We start from the raw sequence: 15,703 nt of genomic DNA, 5'->3' as shown, positions 1-15,703 counted from the left end.
CGCCTCGACCGCCTACGGCCTGGGCGCTGCCGGCCAATCCGGCGCATCGGCTGTGGCGTCGGGTCTCGGCAATGTCGCCAGCGCCGGCGCCCAAGCCGCCACCTCGCCGTTGAAACGCGCAGCAACCCAAACCGCTGATGGCTTCAAGTCCAGTTACCAGTCCGGGGCACGCGCAGCCTTCGAAATGACCGGCGGATCGTCCACCGCTGGCACGATCGGCGGCGAAGCCGACGCCGAGGCCGCTTCGGCGTCCGCCGCATCACCATCTCCCGCCACCGACGGCCCACCCGCCTGGGCGAAGCGCATGAAGCGTTCGCAGCAGATGTCCCACGGCGTCCAGGCCGCAGCTCACGCGGTCAAGTCGGGCGACAGCCATGGCGGCGGCTCTTCCGTCAACCTCTCCGAAAGCGACTGACCATGTTCAAACGACCCGCCACTCACTACGGTAAATCACCACAACCCGAGACGCCCTACCAGCGCGCCGCCCAGGTCTGGGACGACCGCATCGGTTCCGCCCGCGTGCAGGCCCGCAACTGGCGCTTCATGGCCTTCGGATCACTGGCGCTCTCAGCCGGATTGTCGGCCGCACTGGTCTGGCAGTCGATGAGCGGCTCGATCGTTCCCTGGGTGGTTCAGGTCGACAAACTCGGCCAAGCGCAAGCCGTGGCACCGGCCGTCGCCGACTATCGCCCGACCGACCCGCAGATCGCCTTTCATCTCGCCCGCTTCATCGAAGAGGTCCGCTCGATCCCGGCCGACGCGATCATCGTCCGGCAAAACTGGCTTCGCGCCTACGACTTCACCACGCAGGCCGGGGCGCTCGCGCTCAACGATTATGCCCGCGCCAACGATCCCTTCACCAAGGTTGGCAAGCAGCAGATCGCCATCGAGGTCTCCAGCGTGATCCGGGCCTCACCAAACTCGTTCCGCGTCGCCTGGATCGAGCGCCGCTATCAGGACGGCTCGCTCGCCTCCACCGAACGGTGGTCCGCCATCCTCACCGTCGCCGTGCAGATACCACGCGACCCCGAAAAACTCCGGGCCAACCCGCTTGGAATCTATGTCAACGCCATCAACTGGTCGAAGGAGCTTGGACAATGACACCGACCTTCCGCGCCGCCGGGAGGCCGGCTTTCCGCAAATCCGCTTTCTCGGTTCTCCTCGTTTGCACCTCGGCGCTTGCAGGCTGCGCAACGATGCAGAAGCCCCCGGAAATCTCCTACGACGATGCCGCGCCCGCCGTGCAGACAGTCGATCCGCCCGCACCCGTCACGGTGGTCGAACTGCCAAAGCCGCTGCCGCTTCCCGGTCAGATGAAGCCGGTCGAAGCCTCACGCCGGACGCCGGAGCCGACTGATCCCGCCGCCCGCGTCAATCAGGCAAACGCCGCCGCCCGCATCCAACCCGTCCGTGACGGCTTCATCAATTCCATGCAGGTCTATCCCTTCACTCAAGGCGCGCTCTATCAGGTCTACACCGCCGTCGGTCAGATCACCGACATCGCGCTGCAGCCCGGCGAAACCCTCGTTGGCTCCGGCCCGGTCGCCGCCGGCGATACCGTCCGCTGGATCATCGGCGACACCGAAAGCGGCACAGGCGCGACCAAGCAGATCCATATCCTGGTGAAGCCCACGCGCACGGAGCTGATGACCAATCTCGTCATCAATACCAGCCTGCGCACCTATCATATGGAGTTGCGCTCGACCGAGAAGACCTACATGGCTTCGGTCTCCTGGCAGTATCCGCAGGACCAACTCATCGCGCTGCGTCGCCAGAATACGGAGGCGCAGGCCGTACAGCCCGTCGCCAGTGGCGTCGATCTGTCCCGCGTCAATTTCCGATACCAGGTGACGGGCGATCGCGCGCCGTGGCGGCCGCTACGCGCCTTCGACGACGGCAAACAGGTCTTCATCGAATTCCCGCGCGGCATCGGTCAGGGCGAGATGCCGCCGCTCTTCGTCGTCGGCCCCGAAGGCGACACGTCCGAGCTGGTGAACTACCGGGTGCGCGGCAACTACATGGTCATCGACCGGCTGTTCGCCGCCGCCGAGCTACGCTTCGGCGCAGCCAAGAACCAGAAGCGCGTGCGCATCTCCCGGACTGACGGGAGGCCTGCGTCGTGAACGAGATCGATCCCGATAAGGAGGAAGGCCGCAAGTCCGGGCTGGAACCCCAGCCGGAGTCCGACGATGATGCCCGGCCGTTGACCGGAGAACCGGCCGCGCCGATGCGGCTGCGTCCGGAGCCGCCGCGCGTCACCCGGCTCTCGCGCAAAGTGCTGGCTGGTCTCGGTCTGGTCGCCGGTGTTGGTATCGGTGGCGCGCTGATCTATGCGCTTCAGGTGCAGCATGACGGCCGGTCGAACGAGGAGCTGTATTCGACCGACAACCGGCCGACACCCGATGGCCTAAACACGCTTCCGAAGGACTATACCGGCCCGGTCCTCGGCCCACCGCTGCCAGGCGATCTCGGCCGCCCGATCCTCGATGCGCAGAACCGCGGCCAGCCGGTGACGTCGTCACGGATCGCCCCCCCCGCCGCGCAGCCCGGCCTCAGCGCCGAGGAACAGCGCCGATTGCAGGAGTTGGAGGCCGCTAGGACCGCGCGCCTCTTCACTTCGACCGAGACGCGCAACATGGCCTCGCCCGCCACCACGACAACAACCACAACGACGCCCTTGCCGGATCTGACCAGTCTCGGCCTCGCGCCGCAGCCAGCGACGCCCTCGGCGCAGGATCGGCAGCTCGCCTTCCTCAACCAGACGCCCGACAAACGCACCGTGTCGACCGATCGCGTCGCCGCTCCGGCATCGGCAAACACCCTTCAGGCCGGCGCGGTGATTTCCGCCGCGCTCATCACCGGCATTCGTTCCGACCTGCCCGGCCAGATCACGGCGCAGGTGACGGAGAACATCTATGACAGCCCGACCGGGCGCATCCTGCTCATCCCTCAGGGCACGCGCGTCATCGGTCAGTATGACAACGGTATCGGTTTCGGCCAGCGCCGCATCCTGCTCGTCTGGAACCGGCTGATTTTCCCGAACGGCCGTTCGATCGTGCTGGAACGCCAGCCGGGCGCGGATACGCAAGGCTATGCCGGCCTGGAGGATGGCGTCGATTATCACTGGGGAGAACTGTTCAAGGCCGCCGCGCTCTCGACGCTGCTCAGCATCGGTTCGCAAGCCGGTTCGTCGGACGAGGAAAGCGAAATCGTCCGTGCCCTGCGCCAGGGCGCTGGCGACAGTATCAGTCAGACCGGCCAGCAGATCGTTAGCCGCCAGCTCAACATCGCGCCGACGCTGACGATCCGACCGGGCTTCCCCGTTCGCGTCATCGTCACCCACGATCTCGTGCTCGAACCCTATGGAGGCTGACATGGCGAAGTTGAAACTTGGTCCGATCGCTGATGACAAGCCGGTCAAAGTCACGGTGGAACTGCCTGCGAGTCTCCATCGCGACCTCTCCGCCTATGCCGAAATTCTCGGCAGGGAGGGAGGGCACGCGCCCGCCGATCCCGTCCGCTTGATCGTGCCCATGCTGGAGCGGTTCATTGCGACAGACCGGGGTTTTGCGAAGGCCAAGCGCCAAAGTTCGTCTGCCTAGAGATCTTTGATTTCGATAGATGCTTGGCCAAGCTCAACAACCTGCGAAAAGCTGGATTGTCGTTCCGAGGAGACCATACGGCACAAAATGGCAGACGTTCTCCTTGGATAGGGCGGTAGGCAACACCAGGAAAACAGGCAGCTGTCGTGGATTCGCTTGTAACCGTGAGTCCGCGGCCGAATGCCACCAAAGGTAGTAAATTATCTCTCCCTACACATTGGGGCTCGATTTGCGGATGATGTCCTAGTTCGGCCAACCGCATCACGAGAAAATCGTGAATTTCCTGGCCTGGCGGCGCGTCACTGACAATAAACGTTGAATCAGTCAGATCAGTCCATTTTACTTCGGTTTTGGCAGTCAAGTGATGATGCTCGGGCAAAGCGACAAACACCTTCTCCGACCACAACTCTGCGGAGTCGTAATCCGGACGTTTGGAAGTTCCAGTTAAAAAGGCCACGTCAATTTCAAGGCGGCGGATAGCTGATAAGTGATCCGCAGGGCTGCCATCAATGAAGTCCATCCGAACCTGAACGTGATTGGTTCCATATGCTTGGAACAAGTCTGCAAGAAATCCCGATGCCAGCGAAGAAAATATGCCGATCCTTACCGATCCCAGGTCGCCTCGCGCGATGACTTGGATGTCTCTAGTTCCCTCCGTCAGGGTTCTGAGAGCCTTACGGGCGGCAGGAAGAAAGCGTTCACCAGCTACGGTAAGAGCTACGCCGGAGCTGTGGCGGTGAAAGAGCGAAGCGCCGATTTGATCCTCGAGATTACGAATTCGTCTACTGACGGATGACTCCTGCACCGATAATGATAGCGCCGCTTTGCGGAAGCTCCCTTCCTCCGTTGCGGCAACAAAGTATCGTAGGTGACGTAGCGCGATGGCATTCGGCATCTGTGTCAAGGAGAGGGAAAGGGGTACTTCACACACAACTCGTTCCTTTCAGACCCTGCGTCTACACACAATGCAACCACCTATTTGGGGTTAGCGTGCGACAGCGAATCCCGGCGGCCCATCATGCAAATGAGCGTTTGCTGACCAATTGCCACAAGCGTTCGGCCATCCGCAGAGTCGGCAAACACTTCCAATTGACAGATTGTGAGCGTCTTCCCGGGCTTGATCACTTTGCCTAGCGCTTCGAGCTTATCGCCTAGAGCCGGGTTCAGCAGATTGATCTTGAATTCCACGGTGAGAACCGAGCTGAACTCTGGGAAAAGCGTGAAAGCGGCATAGCCGCCGGCAGAATCCGCGATCGCGGAAGTTCCTCCTGCATGGAAATAACCGTGCTGCTGCGAAAGCTCAGGCCGGAAAGGCATCTGGACAGATACCAGTCCCTGGCGAATTTCGGACAGTGTCGCGCCCAAATGGCTCATCAGCCCCTGGCGACGAAAGCTGTCACGAACCCGCTGCTCAACGCTCGCGTCTACGGCACTGCCAATAACCCTTTTCATGACACCTCCGGAGCAATGACCCTGGATGCCAAAACTACCGGGAGGTGGCGGCATACTGGAGTGAAAAGCCCTGACAGGATGCTGAGAAAAACTCAGGTTCTTTCCGTCCACCATCGTCGTTGAAAGTTCTACTGGAGAGGGAAACTTGCCAGAATTTCGACTGGCGGAAACTGCACAAGCTCGATCGCCGTAATATGACCGTCGTGATGGTCGAAATTGCGCATCGCCGCTTCCAAAGCCTTCTCCGGCTTTCCTTTGAGCGTTGCAACCGTGACATGAGGCACCCAAATACCAACCAAATGATGTTCGTTTATTTGCTGCCCTCGAACGGCTTCCACAATATTCTCATGAAGTGCAAGGAGCGATTGAGTTACGACAGGTGCCAGAAAAACATAGGATGGGGTACCTGAAAATATTCCAAAGTGACTCATTTTTATTTTGAGCCGGCCAATATTTTGGCAAGCTGCGGCGAGTTGCTGAATCATGGGATCAACGCGTTCACCGTCCTCTATCACTGCCAAGGTGATGTGTGGTGGATAGTCCAGCTGCTTTTCTGCGTTCGGAGCCCGAACGAGGAGATCGTACCTTAACCGGTCTATTGTCTTGGAAAGGTGATCGTCCAATCGTGCAGCTATAGCCAATGGCATGGGTCCATCTGATCCTTGAAAGCGCTGGAAATTCATTGTGTTGCCGACATCGTGCATTTGGTTGGCCGGCAAGCGAGAGAGAAAGGCTCATCTTTGCATGATGAATTCTCAGCAGCGTCTCTCTCCATTCAATGACAGGTATGTATGGCCATTTTTCAGTATCGAGATGGCCTGCAAACGGATCTCTGGATGGAAACCGCAACACTTACTGGCCTTGCACTTTATGCTTTAGTGATGACGATCACGCCGGGGCCGAACAACCTGATGCTCACCACATCAGGCCTTGTCTTTGGCATGGCACGAACATGGCCACATATTCTCGGAATTCCTTTTGGTGTTGCCGTTCAATTGATGTCGGTCGGCGCTGGCCTTGGGGCTGTCTTTGCACTTGAACCCCGTATCCAGATTTTTTTGAAAATTATTGGCACGGCTTACCTGCTCTGGCTTGCCTACAAACTCTGGCGTGCCGCCGAGATGCCCGATGCCTCTTTGGCAAAGCCGGTTTCTTTTTTCCAGGCTGCCGCATTCCAGTTCGTAAACCCCAAGGCCTGGCTGATTGCGGTAACCGTCATCGCGGCCTTTATTTCTCCAGATAACGGCTATCTGATCCAGCTTGTCTTTGCCTCAGCGATTTTCACCGTTGTCGGCATTCCATGCTTGGCAGTGTGGGCGGCCTTCGGGGCTGGACTGCGACAAGTGCTTCACGATCCATCGAAACTTCTTCTCATAAATCGCAGCATGTCCGCGCTCGCGGCACTGACAGCAGGATTGTTTTGGCTATGAATTTTCTTTCACGCAAAGATCTCGAAAATCATGCAACTACATGGATCGAAGCATGGAACCGCCACGACGTCGATGCGGTGATCACGCCATTTTCCAAGTCGGTTGTATTCGTTAGCCCGAGGGCGGCAATCGTGACCGGAGACGCAACGGTGCGAGGCCGAGATGCGCTTTATGACTACTGGACGAAAGCCCTCGCCGCCGTTCCCGACCTGGAATTTGGACTTGAATCCATCACCTGTGACGAGAACGCGCAAACCGTTCTGGTCCACTACGTGTCGCATGCCGGTGGAAAGACTCTTCGAGCATGCGAACTCATGCGGTTCGAGAATGGACTGCAAGTTTATGGCGAGGCGTTTTATGGCGCGGATGTTGCGGAGCCGTCGCAATGAGACCCGTCGAACCTTCAAGCGAGAATTTCTATCGTTGGGGAAACGGCTGTTCGGGCTGGCGCCTGCTCGACCTCGAGCACCTTCAGGTGAGGCAGGAAACAATGCCGCCGGCGACGGCTGAAGAGCCCCATGTACATCGTGAGGCGCATCAATTCTTTTATGTGCTGGATGGGCAAATGACGATCCTCACCCCCATCGGCGTCACTCTCATTAGTCCGGGCCAAGGAATGCATATACCGGCCGGGCAACCGCACTGGGTCAGAAACGACGACGTTTCCGATCTTATATTCCTGCTCTCATCCAGCCCAAGTACATCCGGTGACCGCTACCCCGCCGACCCAACGAATTGGGGGGCTTGAGCTTGGATCGACGGCTATCGTCACGCAAAATTGCCTCTGGTGATCAGGTTGTGCGATCAGCGGCACTGTAAAACGGTCAGCAGCCCCATTTCGATATGCCCTGCGCTGAATTCGTGCACAACCTCGCCTTGTTCAAGAAGCTTGAAGCCTGAGCGCTCGGCTATCGCCTCAATATAGGCGGAGCCGTGGGAAAAACAGCCCGCATTGGCGAGTTCCGGGTTGATGCAGGGACCAAAGCCAAGACGGTCTCCTTTGTCATTTGGATAGACTGTGAAGGCAAACAGGCCTCCGGGATCCAGGATATTGGCGACGCTCTGGAGGATTGTGGCTAGGTCTCCGAAATGGATCAGGACGGCCGCAGCCGCGACCGCATCGAACCGAAGCGCGGTGGCAGAGAGAAACGACGCCAGATCGTCGCGGACAAGTGTGTCGTGCAGCGATTTTTGTCTTGCGACTGACAGCATCGCCTCGGACAGATCAATGCCCGCCAGATGCGCGGCCCGATCTCGCAGCAGGCCACCGACCAGTCCGGTTCCGCATCCTATGTCGAGAATCCGGTTGCCGTGTCGGGGCAACAGCCGGGCGAGCGCGTCGCCGACATGGCGATGCGCCAGATAGCCCTCCGCCCGATCCCAGTCGCGCGCCCTGGAGGAATAGAGTTGGTCGAGCTGCGCCGCGGGAGCACTAAAAGGGGACCGGCCCCCTGTTCATTTGCGCCAGACGCATCCGGGCGCCATCGACATCACCCGGATTTTCGCCCAGATATCTCTCCAGATGGGCGATGGCCTCTTCATGATCGCCGGCATCGACCAGCAGATCCCCGAGCAGGAAGCGGGCGCCGGCATGGCCGGGCGCGTGTGACAGGCACCGGCGCAAGGGTTCGATTGCCGAGCCTCTGTTGCCCGTGTCGGTCAATGCGACAGCCAGGTTGTAGAGAGCGTCCGGATAGGTCGGGCGGCAGGCGACGGCGTTCTCGAACGCGGCGATCGCTTCCGGCAATCTGCCGTGCTTCCGCAACGCAATGCCGAGATTGTTCCGGGCCGTTGCGTCGTCGGGTTGAAATTTGGTCACGGCTGTCAGCGTTTCGACTGCTGCCTCCAGCCTTCCTTGCGCCATTTCGATCAGTCCGAGAAGGTGCATCGCGTCGACTGGCGGCGGGTCTTGCACACAGATAGTGCGGCAGATACTTTCGGCCTCGCCGAGGCGACCGGCGCCATACGCCTCCAACGCAAGACTCAGATCAAAGATGGCGGTGGCATGGGTCATGGGTGGTTCTCGCCATTGGCAACCCTCAGTTAGCCAGCTCGATCTGGTAAGTCGCCATCGGCCTCAGCGTCGCCACGCGGTCATACAGGTGTCGGGCGGCCGCGTTGTCCTCGGCCGTTTCCCAGTAGAGGCGACGCCAGCCCTCCTGCCTGCCCAGAACCTCCAGATGTTCGATGAGCCTCGTCGCAACGCCCCGGCCCCTGTGCAGGGGAGAAACCCAAAGGTCTTCGAGATAGCAGACGAGGCGGAGCGAGAATGTGTGGGGATGGAGAATTGTATGCGCCAGCCCCACAGGTTCTCCAGCCTGAAACGCGAGCCAGGCATTCATCGGTGAGGAAGGATCGCGTACGCGCTGCCACAGCCCGGCGATGACCGCCTCGTCCATGTCCCTAGCACCGAAATGCGCGCGGTTTTCTGCCCAGAGTTTTTCCCAGCCGCTTCTGTCTGCGTGGCTTGCGGCCTTGATCGTTATCGTCATGTCGTTGTCCCTGGAGTTGCTTCATCGAGCAGAAGGCCGGGCGCGTCGGCCGGGATCTCGCCCGCGCGCAGCCAGCCAAGCGCGAGTGGCCACAGACTGTCCCTGAACCGGTCATGGAAAAAGGCGAAGTGTCCGATGGATGATACGCCGATGTCCGCTGGGGCAATGCGCCAATGATGCCGGTGGCTGGACGTGAAATAGGCGAGCAGCCGGTTGAGGGCTGCCGGGGTGCCGTGCGGATCGTCTTCAAGGCCAATCGCGAGCATGGGCGCCGTCACCCTGGTGAAGCGTCTTTGCATGATTTCGGATTCCCGCTCCCCACCGATGAAAAGATCCTGCCGCACGGTATGCTCGAACCGGGCCTTCATTCGGCTCCAGTCCCGGACCACGCCTGCGGGCGTATCCTCCATCCAGCCAAGCCGTTTGGCCGGAAAGTAGCCGAACATCCGTGTCAGCAGCGGCATGACGATGTGCCACTTGATATACATGCGCGGGCGTTCGGCTTCGCCGTAATCCCGCCAATAGGCGAATTGGGATCCGACGGTGAGAATGCGCCCGATCCGCCGGTTCGAGGGCGCAAGCCCGATCGCAAAGCCCCCGATCGAATGGCCTACGACATGGATTTCCTGCCCCGGAAAAGTGCGTTCAGCGTATGCGAGCGCCGCCTCCAGATCGTGCGCGCCCCAATCCACCCAGTCGGCACGGAAACCGCGCAGGGATTTTGGCCGGGATTCGCCGATCCCCCGGTAATCGAAGGTGAGCACATCGAATCCGTTGAGAAACAGGTAGTCAGCGAAGCGCGAGTAGTAGCGGCACCTTACAGACGTCGCGGCGCTGATGATCACGATCGGGCGCGCGGCCGCAACACCGCCGTGTCGCCATAGAAACCCGCCGAGAAGCCGGCCATCGTCTGTTTCAAGGCACACTGACAATGCTTGGTTCGGCATCTCCCGGACACCAGCAACCTCTGTTCCGCGTCCGTGGTTTATCACGCTGACGCCTCTCGATTGTTACTTTCAAGTATCCGTTTTTTCTTCGCCCGGATGGAGATTGTCGAATGAGCATCCCTCCATATGGCGTGAGAAGCGCTCATTTGTTTTCGTTATCGATTGCAGGCTCATTTGGCGAAAAGCTTGAAATCAGCCAAGGAAAGTCGATGCATCCAATCGTTCGCCTTCGAGAACTACCGCTTCAGACACAATCGCATGGTGGAGCTTATGAAGCGCACATGGCTGCCGTCGCAGCGCCGTCTGGCGCGAAGCGGCTTGGCGCTCGCTACGTTGAAATACCCCCGGGCAAGAAGGCTTGGCCCTTTCATTGCCACCATGCAAATGACGAGCTCTTTGTCATTCTGGCGGGGGCCGGTGTGCTGCGATATGGCGAGGAAGAACACGACGTAAGCGCTGGTGATGTCGTCGTTTGCCCCGCCGGTGGCGTTGAAACAGCTCATCAACTGCGGGCAGCAGGCTCCAAACCGCTGCGCTACCTAGCGGTCAGCACAATGAATGAGCCCGACGTCCTGGAATATCCCGATAGCAACAAGGTGACGGTATTCGCGGGCTCCGCGCCGGGTGGTGAAAAAGCAGCCCGAAGCCTGGAACTAACCGTGAAGAAAAATGCTGCTGTCGGATATTGGGAGGGGGAGGAATGAAGTGGAGTCAGAACAGGAAAAGAGAACTTTTTACCATTCCTGCGGTTTGGGTTCTGACGCTTCTCACCGCCACTGCTTTACTGCCCACATCAGCGCTTGCGATGGAACTGACCAGTCCATCCTTCGATGACGGCGGCAGGATTCCTGGCCGCCATGCGTTGCGCGGTCTCGGATGTCTTGGCCAGAATGTCTCGCCTGCCCTTCATTGGAAAGACGCGCCAGAGGCGACGAAGAGCTTTGCCGTGACCATGTTCGATCCCGATGCGCCAACCGGGAGCGGCTGGTGGCACTGGGTGCTGGTCAATATTCCCGCCGATGCGACCGGTCTGGCCGAAGGCGCACGGCCGGGCAAGGCAATCGCCACGAGGACTGATTTTGGCATGGCCGGTTACGGCGGCCCCTGTCCGCCGGTCGGCGCTGAACCGCATCGCTACGTCATCACCGTCTATGCGCTCGATGTCGACAGCCTGCCGCTGGATAATTTATCTTCAGGCGCGATGGCAGGCTTCATGATCAATAGCCACTTGCTCGCCAAAACAAGCATCAGTGGATATTTTGGACGATAAGCCCAAAGCGCGGTCGAGAAAAAGATCCCAGGTGGAAAAATGTCGGGCTCACAAGATGGTACCGCGAGAGGCCCGTTAATACGCCGTCTCTCCAGCAAAGACGCTGCCCAACTCGCGCCGCTCCTCGAAGCCTATCGCGCGGAGATGTATCCAGCCTCACAGACAGAGACCCCCCGCCAGGAAGCTGCCGCCGCCTTGCTGTCCAGCCAGACGGCCGAGGTGATGGGCGGTTTCCTGGACGGTAAACTGTCGGCATTCGCCGTTTTCTTCGATCTACCGGAAGCAATTTCAAACGGACGCGCCGGACAGCTCGACGACCTCTATGTGGCTGCTGGCGCTCGCGGCCAACGTCTGGCCCAGCGAATGGTAGAGGCGGTCGCAGCGATCGGCAGAGCGCGCGGCTGGGTTCATCTGAGATGGCTTGTGCCAGAGGACAATGAAGCTGCACTTCGGACCTATGAGCGCTTTGCCAAAGCAGCATCCTGGAAAAGCTACGCGTTGTGGTTGGGCGATAGCGCCCCTTGGTGAGGGAGAATATCTTCAGTCTTTTATTCAGAAGGTTTGCGGGCATCTACCTCATCGAAGCCCTTCCCTTTCACCCCTGCAAAAGGGTCATGATCTTAGCGACAGGTAGAACGCCATGGCGGCCGAAGTTGCGCCGAAGGCGCATGTGCCAGTCCAACCCCACGTCGCATACGCAGCGCCTCCAACGCCGGCACCGACTGCCCCCCCAGCGAGCATGGTCGCCATGAACACGGTGTTAAGTCGGCTGCGGGCGGTCAGGTCGAGTGCATAGACACGCGTCTGGTTCGCAACCTGCGAGGACTGTACGGCAAGGTCCATAACTAGGATACCGAATACCAAACTGATGAGAGAACCTTGCCAAAGCCCGAAGACGAAGAAGGCGAGCGTTACGAGGCCAGCGCCGACTGTCACGACGACGGCGGGTCCGCGTCGATCCGCAAAACCCCCGGCAATTGGCGCGGCAAGCGCCCCGCAGACTCCGACAAGCGCCAGAAGGCCGACCGCCGTTCCTCCAAGCTGATAAGGTGGTTCGGATAGCAACAGCGCGAGATTCGACCAAAAGCCAACAAAGGCTGCGAAAATCAGGAATTGCACTGCGACTGCTTGCCGGAGAACACCATGCGTTCGCAGAAGCGTCCATAAGGAACCAAGCAGTCGCAAATAGCTCAAGTCAGTTGTTGGCGGCACACGAGGCAGCCAGAGCGCAAGCGCCACACCAATTACCGTCATCATTGCCGCCGAGAACCAGAACACGAAGGGCCAGCCCCAAAGGTCCGAGATTGTGCCGCTGACCGTGCGGGCAAGCAGGATGCCGATCAATATGCCGCCCGTCACTTTGCCAAGAATGCGTCCACGCTCGGAAGGTGGGGCAAGATGCACGGCGAGTGGAACGATTTGCTGCGTGACGGTGGTAAATAAGCCGACGGCGAGACTGGCGACCGCCAGGCACACAAAACTCGGAGACAAGGCCGCACCAATCAACGCGATCACCAACGCAACGAAAGTACGGAGAATGAGAGATTTTCGCTCCAGCCGGTCTCCGAGTGGGGCGAGAAGCAACACGCCGAAGGCATTACCTGCCTGGGTGAGAACCGGCACGATGGCAGCAGTCCCCGCGGCCAGCCCAAAATCTGCCGTCAGATGACCGAGGAATGCCTGATTATAGTAACTGTTGGCGACGGTCGCACCCGCGCTGACCGCGAGAAGGCGAACCAGTGCAGCGGACAAATGTTCAGATAGGGAGCTATTCGGTTTCATAGCAGCCGCTGGCCCGGATGTACTCGATCAGGGTGCGTTCCAGATTGCTGCCCCCAAGTGTAGCAATGTTCGGCATGACAATACGCCGGGTGGTTTTATGTCTGTCTTTACAGAAGGAAGTGATTGGCTGGCGGTTTGGATCAGACCGGAACTCAGCCTTCCGATAGTCCACATTGACGAGGAGAGGTCCTGACCACAGCAGCGTTGGTGTTGAGATATCGACGTCTTTCCAAGGTAAGGGCTTGCCGCCAAAATACCGCCCGACGATGAGGCCGTTGGCCTTAAAAACATACATCGGGCCACGGCTCCGGCGGCACCTGAACACCCCGAACAGGGACATCAGCGTCCCTGTCATAAAAAAAGCCGCCGAGATCGCCGCCATCGCAAACTCTGAAAGAGAGCCGGCTTTGAAAACGGCGATGGGCATGCTCACAGCACCTAGTAGGAACGGCAGCGTAAAGAAAAGAAGCAGCGCCGCCCGCCAATAGGACAAATAGATCGGAAAATCAGGAAGATGCGTGGCGTTGGTGGGTTCCTCCGGTGCCATTATCGTGTCTCTCGCTCCGCAGGTCGGCATGTCTTTGCAGCCTCTGCCAGCATCCAGGTCCTGACATTCCTGATGCGGCGGTCGCGCTCGAGGGCCGGCGGATAGCAGAGGTAGTAGCCTGCGTTTGCCGGCACTTGGTGCGGCATGATCGGGCCGAGCCTTTCGGCGGCTATGTCGCATGCGGCAATTTCGATGCCCGCAAAGGTAATTCCTGCGCCGTCGATCGCGGCCTTGAGGCCAAGGCCCGAAGAGTCGACGATTGTGACTGCCGCAGGGCGGGTCGGACCGCCCGGGAGCGTTTCGTTCCAACGCTGGAAGTCCTCGCGCCGATGCTGGGACAGAAACAGGTTGGTTTGCGAGATGGCTTGGCGAATATCGATTTCGTCATTTGTTTGCCAGTCATCCGGACGGCCAAGCAACGTCACATTTTCGTCGAACAGGCGCTCGGAGAGAACACCAGCCCATTGCCCAGAACCATGGCGCACAGCAGCATCTGCAACGCCGGCGCCAAGATCGACGGCGGTTTGGGTCGTAGCCTCTCTTATTCACGACGCTCGGTTTCGGGTCCGCTCTGGGCATTTGCTGCGGCTGGCTGTATTGCGCGGACGACCGGCATCGCTGGCGTTTGTTTCACCGCATTCGGATTGATGGGCTTTTCGGGTTGAAGGGCTGGGCTCGGAGTTCTGCGGCGCTGCCGCATGGGCTACGTCGGCGCAGGCTTCAGCCGGAGAACGAGGGCGCGGAACAGGTCGGCATCCGGACAGGCGGAAGCGAAGGCAATGCGGATGCGGCTAGCACTTTCTACGACGCGCGCAGCGACCTTGAGCAGCCGCAGGCGCAAGGTGGTAAACTCCGCGCTTGCCAGAGCAGCGGTCCTGGGCATCGCCTGCTGGATGCGCCATAGCAGCCAGTATGCGGCAGTGTGCAGTATCAGGCGCATCTGATTGGCATTGGCCGAGCGGCACGAGGTTCGGTCGCTGGCGAGCTGGGACTTGTGGCGCTTGATCAGGTTCTCGGCCTGACCACGCGCGCAGTAGAGCGTGTCGTAGATGTGCTCGGCCGATCCTGTTGCCAACGAGGTGACGACATAGCGGATGTCCATGCCCAGCGTGCTGGCCTCGATCCGTGCAACGACGCGACGCTGGCACTTCCAGGTCTTTGCCCCATAGCGGGTCTCGGCATAGTTGCGCAGGACGGGACACTGACGCTGGGCGCGCTTGACCGCGCAGGCATCGGCGACCGCAACAATGGCGGGATCGGCGCGCAGCGCTGAATTGGTGGGCAGGCCGAACACGTAATCGACGCGGGCCGCATCGCAGTAGGCCATGACCTCGGGTCGACCATAGTGCCCGTCGCCGCGGATAGTGATGTGGGTATCGGGCCAATTACGGCGCAGGTGACGCACCAGGCGTCGGATGTGCCCCGCCGCCTCCTTTCCAGAAGGCGTCTTGCCTGTGCGCAGCAGCATGGCCACCGGCCTGCCGGTCGCGGTGTCGTAGATATGGATCGGTAGGAAGCAGCGCTCCCCATGATGCCCGTTCCAGAACGAGAGCTGTTGATAGCCATGCACGACGTCGCACGTGTCGTCGATATCCAGCGTGACCGCTGTCGGAGGGGCGGGATAGCTGGCGCAGTAGATGTCGATCATCGCGGCCATCATGCTGGCCAGTTCGCGCGTAGTCGGTGCATTTTCCCACCGGCTCATCGTCGGTTGGCTGGCCAGCCCCGCGCCCGATTCCGGCAGCTTGCCGAGCGCCAGGCGGAAGCCTGGATCGTCGCGCAGAGCATCGAGATCATCGGCATCCTCATAGCCGCACGCAATCGCGAACACACGGGCACGCAGAATGTCATCCAGGCGATGGATCACCCGCGCTGGATCGCGCGGATCGGCAATACAAGCCGCCAGGCGCTGGCAAATCCCCATCGCGCGCTCGGCCTGTGCAAGCAGTAGAACACCGCCATCCGAGGTAAGCCGGCCACCGTCGAACGCAGCTGTGATTTTCTTGCGGCCGACTGCTGGGAATCCAAATGAGCTTGCGATATCATCGTTCATGGCGGGTGTGGCCCGTGGCATTTTCTGCCCTGCGGCAGGTTCGGCTTAGACACCCAGTTCCTAATTCAGATCAGAGGCTTACGCCACTCCCGCCAACCCTTCAGGACACTTTTGGTGAATAAGGCGGG

21 protein-coding genes and 1 pseudogene are annotated in these 15,703 nt (G+C 60.0%); 11 read left to right on the top strand and 11 right to left on the bottom strand.

Annotated features, from left to right (window positions below; translation table 11 throughout):
* From L288_RS0122130 to L288_RS38880, 5 genes and pseudogenes are all read left to right on the top strand, one after another.
* Positions 1-415, top strand: a pseudogene (locus tag L288_RS0122130) (P-type conjugative transfer protein TrbL); the annotation flags it as partial.
* 2 nt (positions 416-417) lie between these two features.
* The gene (gene trbF / locus L288_RS38895) at positions 418-1,101 is read left to right on the top strand and encodes a conjugal transfer protein TrbF (protein WP_021239569.1); all 684 of its coding nucleotides are present in this window, start codon (positions 418-420) and stop codon (positions 1,099-1,101) included.
* Positions 1,098-2,123 carry a P-type conjugative transfer protein TrbG gene (gene trbG / locus L288_RS38890; RefSeq protein ID WP_021239568.1) on the top strand — a complete coding sequence of 342 codons (1,026 nt, stop codon included), beginning with the start codon at positions 1,098-1,100 and terminating at the stop codon, positions 2,121-2,123. Before trbF ends, trbG begins: the two co-directional genes overlap by 4 nt.
* 104 nt (positions 2,124-2,227) lie before the next feature.
* Entirely contained in the window at positions 2,228-3,373 is a 1,146-nt protein-coding gene (locus tag L288_RS38885) for a TrbI/VirB10 family protein (RefSeq protein ID WP_152522107.1), read from the top strand.
* 1 nt (position 3,374) lies between these two features.
* Positions 3,375-3,602: a DUF2274 domain-containing protein gene (locus L288_RS38880; RefSeq protein WP_021239566.1), complete on the top strand. Its 228-nt coding sequence runs from the start codon at positions 3,375-3,377 to the stop codon at positions 3,600-3,602.
* Here L288_RS38880 and L288_RS42670 read toward each other — a convergent pair.
* The 3 genes from L288_RS42670 to L288_RS0122125 all read right to left on the bottom strand — a co-directional run bounded on the left by L288_RS42670 (position 3,547) and on the right by L288_RS0122125 (position 5,758).
* Positions 3,547-4,533: a LysR family transcriptional regulator gene (locus tag L288_RS42670; protein ID WP_236613057.1), complete on the bottom strand. Its 987-nt coding sequence runs from the start codon at positions 4,531-4,533 to the stop codon at positions 3,547-3,549. The genes L288_RS38880 and L288_RS42670 overlap by 56 nt on opposite strands.
* 44 nt (positions 4,534-4,577) lie before the next feature.
* Entirely contained in the window at positions 4,578-5,054 is a 477-nt protein-coding gene (locus L288_RS38875) for a PaaI family thioesterase (RefSeq protein WP_021239565.1), read from the bottom strand.
* A 128-nt stretch (positions 5,055-5,182) separates the two neighbouring features.
* Positions 5,183-5,758 carry a 2'-5' RNA ligase family protein gene (locus L288_RS0122125; protein ID WP_084466031.1) on the bottom strand — a complete coding sequence of 192 codons (576 nt, stop codon included), beginning with the start codon at positions 5,756-5,758 and terminating at the stop codon, positions 5,183-5,185.
* Positions 5,759-5,845: 87 nt separating this feature from the next.
* Here L288_RS0122125 and L288_RS38870 point away from each other — a divergent pair, with 87 nt between their 5' ends.
* The 3 genes from L288_RS38870 to L288_RS42665 are packed head-to-tail and all read left to right on the top strand — an operon-like array spanning position 5,846 to position 7,232.
* Positions 5,846-6,484, top strand: a complete 639-nt coding sequence (locus L288_RS38870; protein WP_021239563.1) for a LysE family translocator — start codon at positions 5,846-5,848, stop codon at positions 6,482-6,484.
* Positions 6,481-6,873, top strand: coding sequence for a nuclear transport factor 2 family protein (locus tag L288_RS38865; RefSeq protein WP_021239562.1), 393 nt, complete (start codon positions 6,481-6,483; stop codon positions 6,871-6,873). The genes L288_RS38870 and L288_RS38865 overlap by 4 nt, the downstream gene beginning before the upstream one ends.
* Complete coding sequence (locus L288_RS42665; protein ID WP_084466028.1) at positions 6,870-7,232, top strand: cupin domain-containing protein; 363 nt, start codon at positions 6,870-6,872, stop codon at positions 7,230-7,232. The genes L288_RS38865 and L288_RS42665 overlap by 4 nt, the downstream gene beginning before the upstream one ends.
* A gap of 56 nt (positions 7,233-7,288) precedes the next feature.
* On the opposite strand, the gene L288_RS42130 is transcribed toward L288_RS42665, so the two are convergent.
* The 4 genes from L288_RS42130 to L288_RS38845 form a co-directional block, all read right to left on the bottom strand.
* Positions 7,289-7,846 carry a class I SAM-dependent DNA methyltransferase gene (locus tag L288_RS42130; RefSeq protein WP_084466025.1) on the bottom strand — a complete coding sequence of 186 codons (558 nt, stop codon included), beginning with the start codon at positions 7,844-7,846 and terminating at the stop codon, positions 7,289-7,291.
* A 70-nt stretch (positions 7,847-7,916) separates the two neighbouring features.
* Positions 7,917-8,498, bottom strand: coding sequence for a tetratricopeptide repeat protein (locus L288_RS38855; RefSeq protein ID WP_021239559.1), 582 nt, complete (start codon positions 8,496-8,498; stop codon positions 7,917-7,919).
* Between the two features lie 25 nt (positions 8,499-8,523).
* Complete coding sequence (locus L288_RS38850) at positions 8,524-8,976, bottom strand: GNAT family N-acetyltransferase (RefSeq protein WP_021239558.1); 453 nt, start codon at positions 8,974-8,976, stop codon at positions 8,524-8,526.
* Positions 8,973-9,923, bottom strand: a complete 951-nt coding sequence (locus L288_RS38845) for an alpha/beta hydrolase family protein (RefSeq protein WP_021239557.1) — start codon at positions 9,921-9,923, stop codon at positions 8,973-8,975. Before L288_RS38845 ends, L288_RS38850 begins: the two co-directional genes overlap by 4 nt.
* Positions 9,924-10,033: 110 nt before the next feature.
* Between L288_RS38845 and L288_RS0122115 the strand changes: the two genes are divergently transcribed.
* From L288_RS0122115 to L288_RS38835, 3 genes are read left to right on the top strand one after another with little or no spacing between them, the layout of a single operon-like run.
* Positions 10,034-10,627, top strand: coding sequence for a cupin domain-containing protein (locus L288_RS0122115; protein WP_201766655.1), 594 nt, complete (start codon positions 10,034-10,036; stop codon positions 10,625-10,627).
* Entirely contained in the window at positions 10,624-11,193 is a 570-nt protein-coding gene (locus L288_RS38840) for a YbhB/YbcL family Raf kinase inhibitor-like protein (RefSeq protein WP_152522105.1), read from the top strand. Before L288_RS0122115 ends, L288_RS38840 begins: the two co-directional genes overlap by 4 nt.
* Before the next feature lie 39 nt (positions 11,194-11,232).
* Complete coding sequence (locus tag L288_RS38835) at positions 11,233-11,721, top strand: GNAT family N-acetyltransferase (protein ID WP_021239553.1); 489 nt, start codon at positions 11,233-11,235, stop codon at positions 11,719-11,721.
* An 84-nt stretch (positions 11,722-11,805) separates the two neighbouring features.
* On the opposite strand, the gene L288_RS38830 is transcribed toward L288_RS38835, so the two are convergent.
* The 4 genes from L288_RS38830 to L288_RS38815 form a co-directional block, all read right to left on the bottom strand.
* Entirely contained in the window at positions 11,806-12,975 is a 1,170-nt protein-coding gene (locus L288_RS38830) for an MFS transporter (RefSeq protein WP_031304795.1), read from the bottom strand.
* On the bottom strand, positions 12,962-13,522 hold the full coding sequence (locus L288_RS38825; RefSeq protein ID WP_021239551.1) for a hypothetical protein: 561 nt from the start codon (positions 13,520-13,522) through the stop codon (positions 12,962-12,964). The genes L288_RS38830 and L288_RS38825 overlap by 14 nt, the downstream gene beginning before the upstream one ends.
* On the bottom strand, positions 13,522-14,007 hold the full coding sequence (locus tag L288_RS38820; RefSeq protein WP_021239550.1) for a LysR substrate-binding domain-containing protein: 486 nt from the start codon (positions 14,005-14,007) through the stop codon (positions 13,522-13,524). The genes L288_RS38825 and L288_RS38820 overlap by 1 nt, the downstream gene beginning before the upstream one ends.
* Before the next feature lie 218 nt (positions 14,008-14,225).
* Positions 14,226-15,575, bottom strand: coding sequence for an IS1380-like element ISSp1 family transposase (locus tag L288_RS38815; RefSeq protein WP_013039775.1), 1,350 nt, complete (start codon positions 15,573-15,575; stop codon positions 14,226-14,228).
* Positions 15,576-15,703 lie beyond the last annotated feature (128 nt).

Origin of the sequence: Sphingobium quisquiliarum P25 (genome assembly GCF_000445065.1) — a bacterium.
In the GTDB taxonomy this organism is placed as follows: Bacteria; Pseudomonadota; Alphaproteobacteria; order Sphingomonadales; family Sphingomonadaceae; genus Sphingobium; species Sphingobium quisquiliarum.
This window is presented reverse-complemented; position numbering and strand designations above follow the sequence as displayed.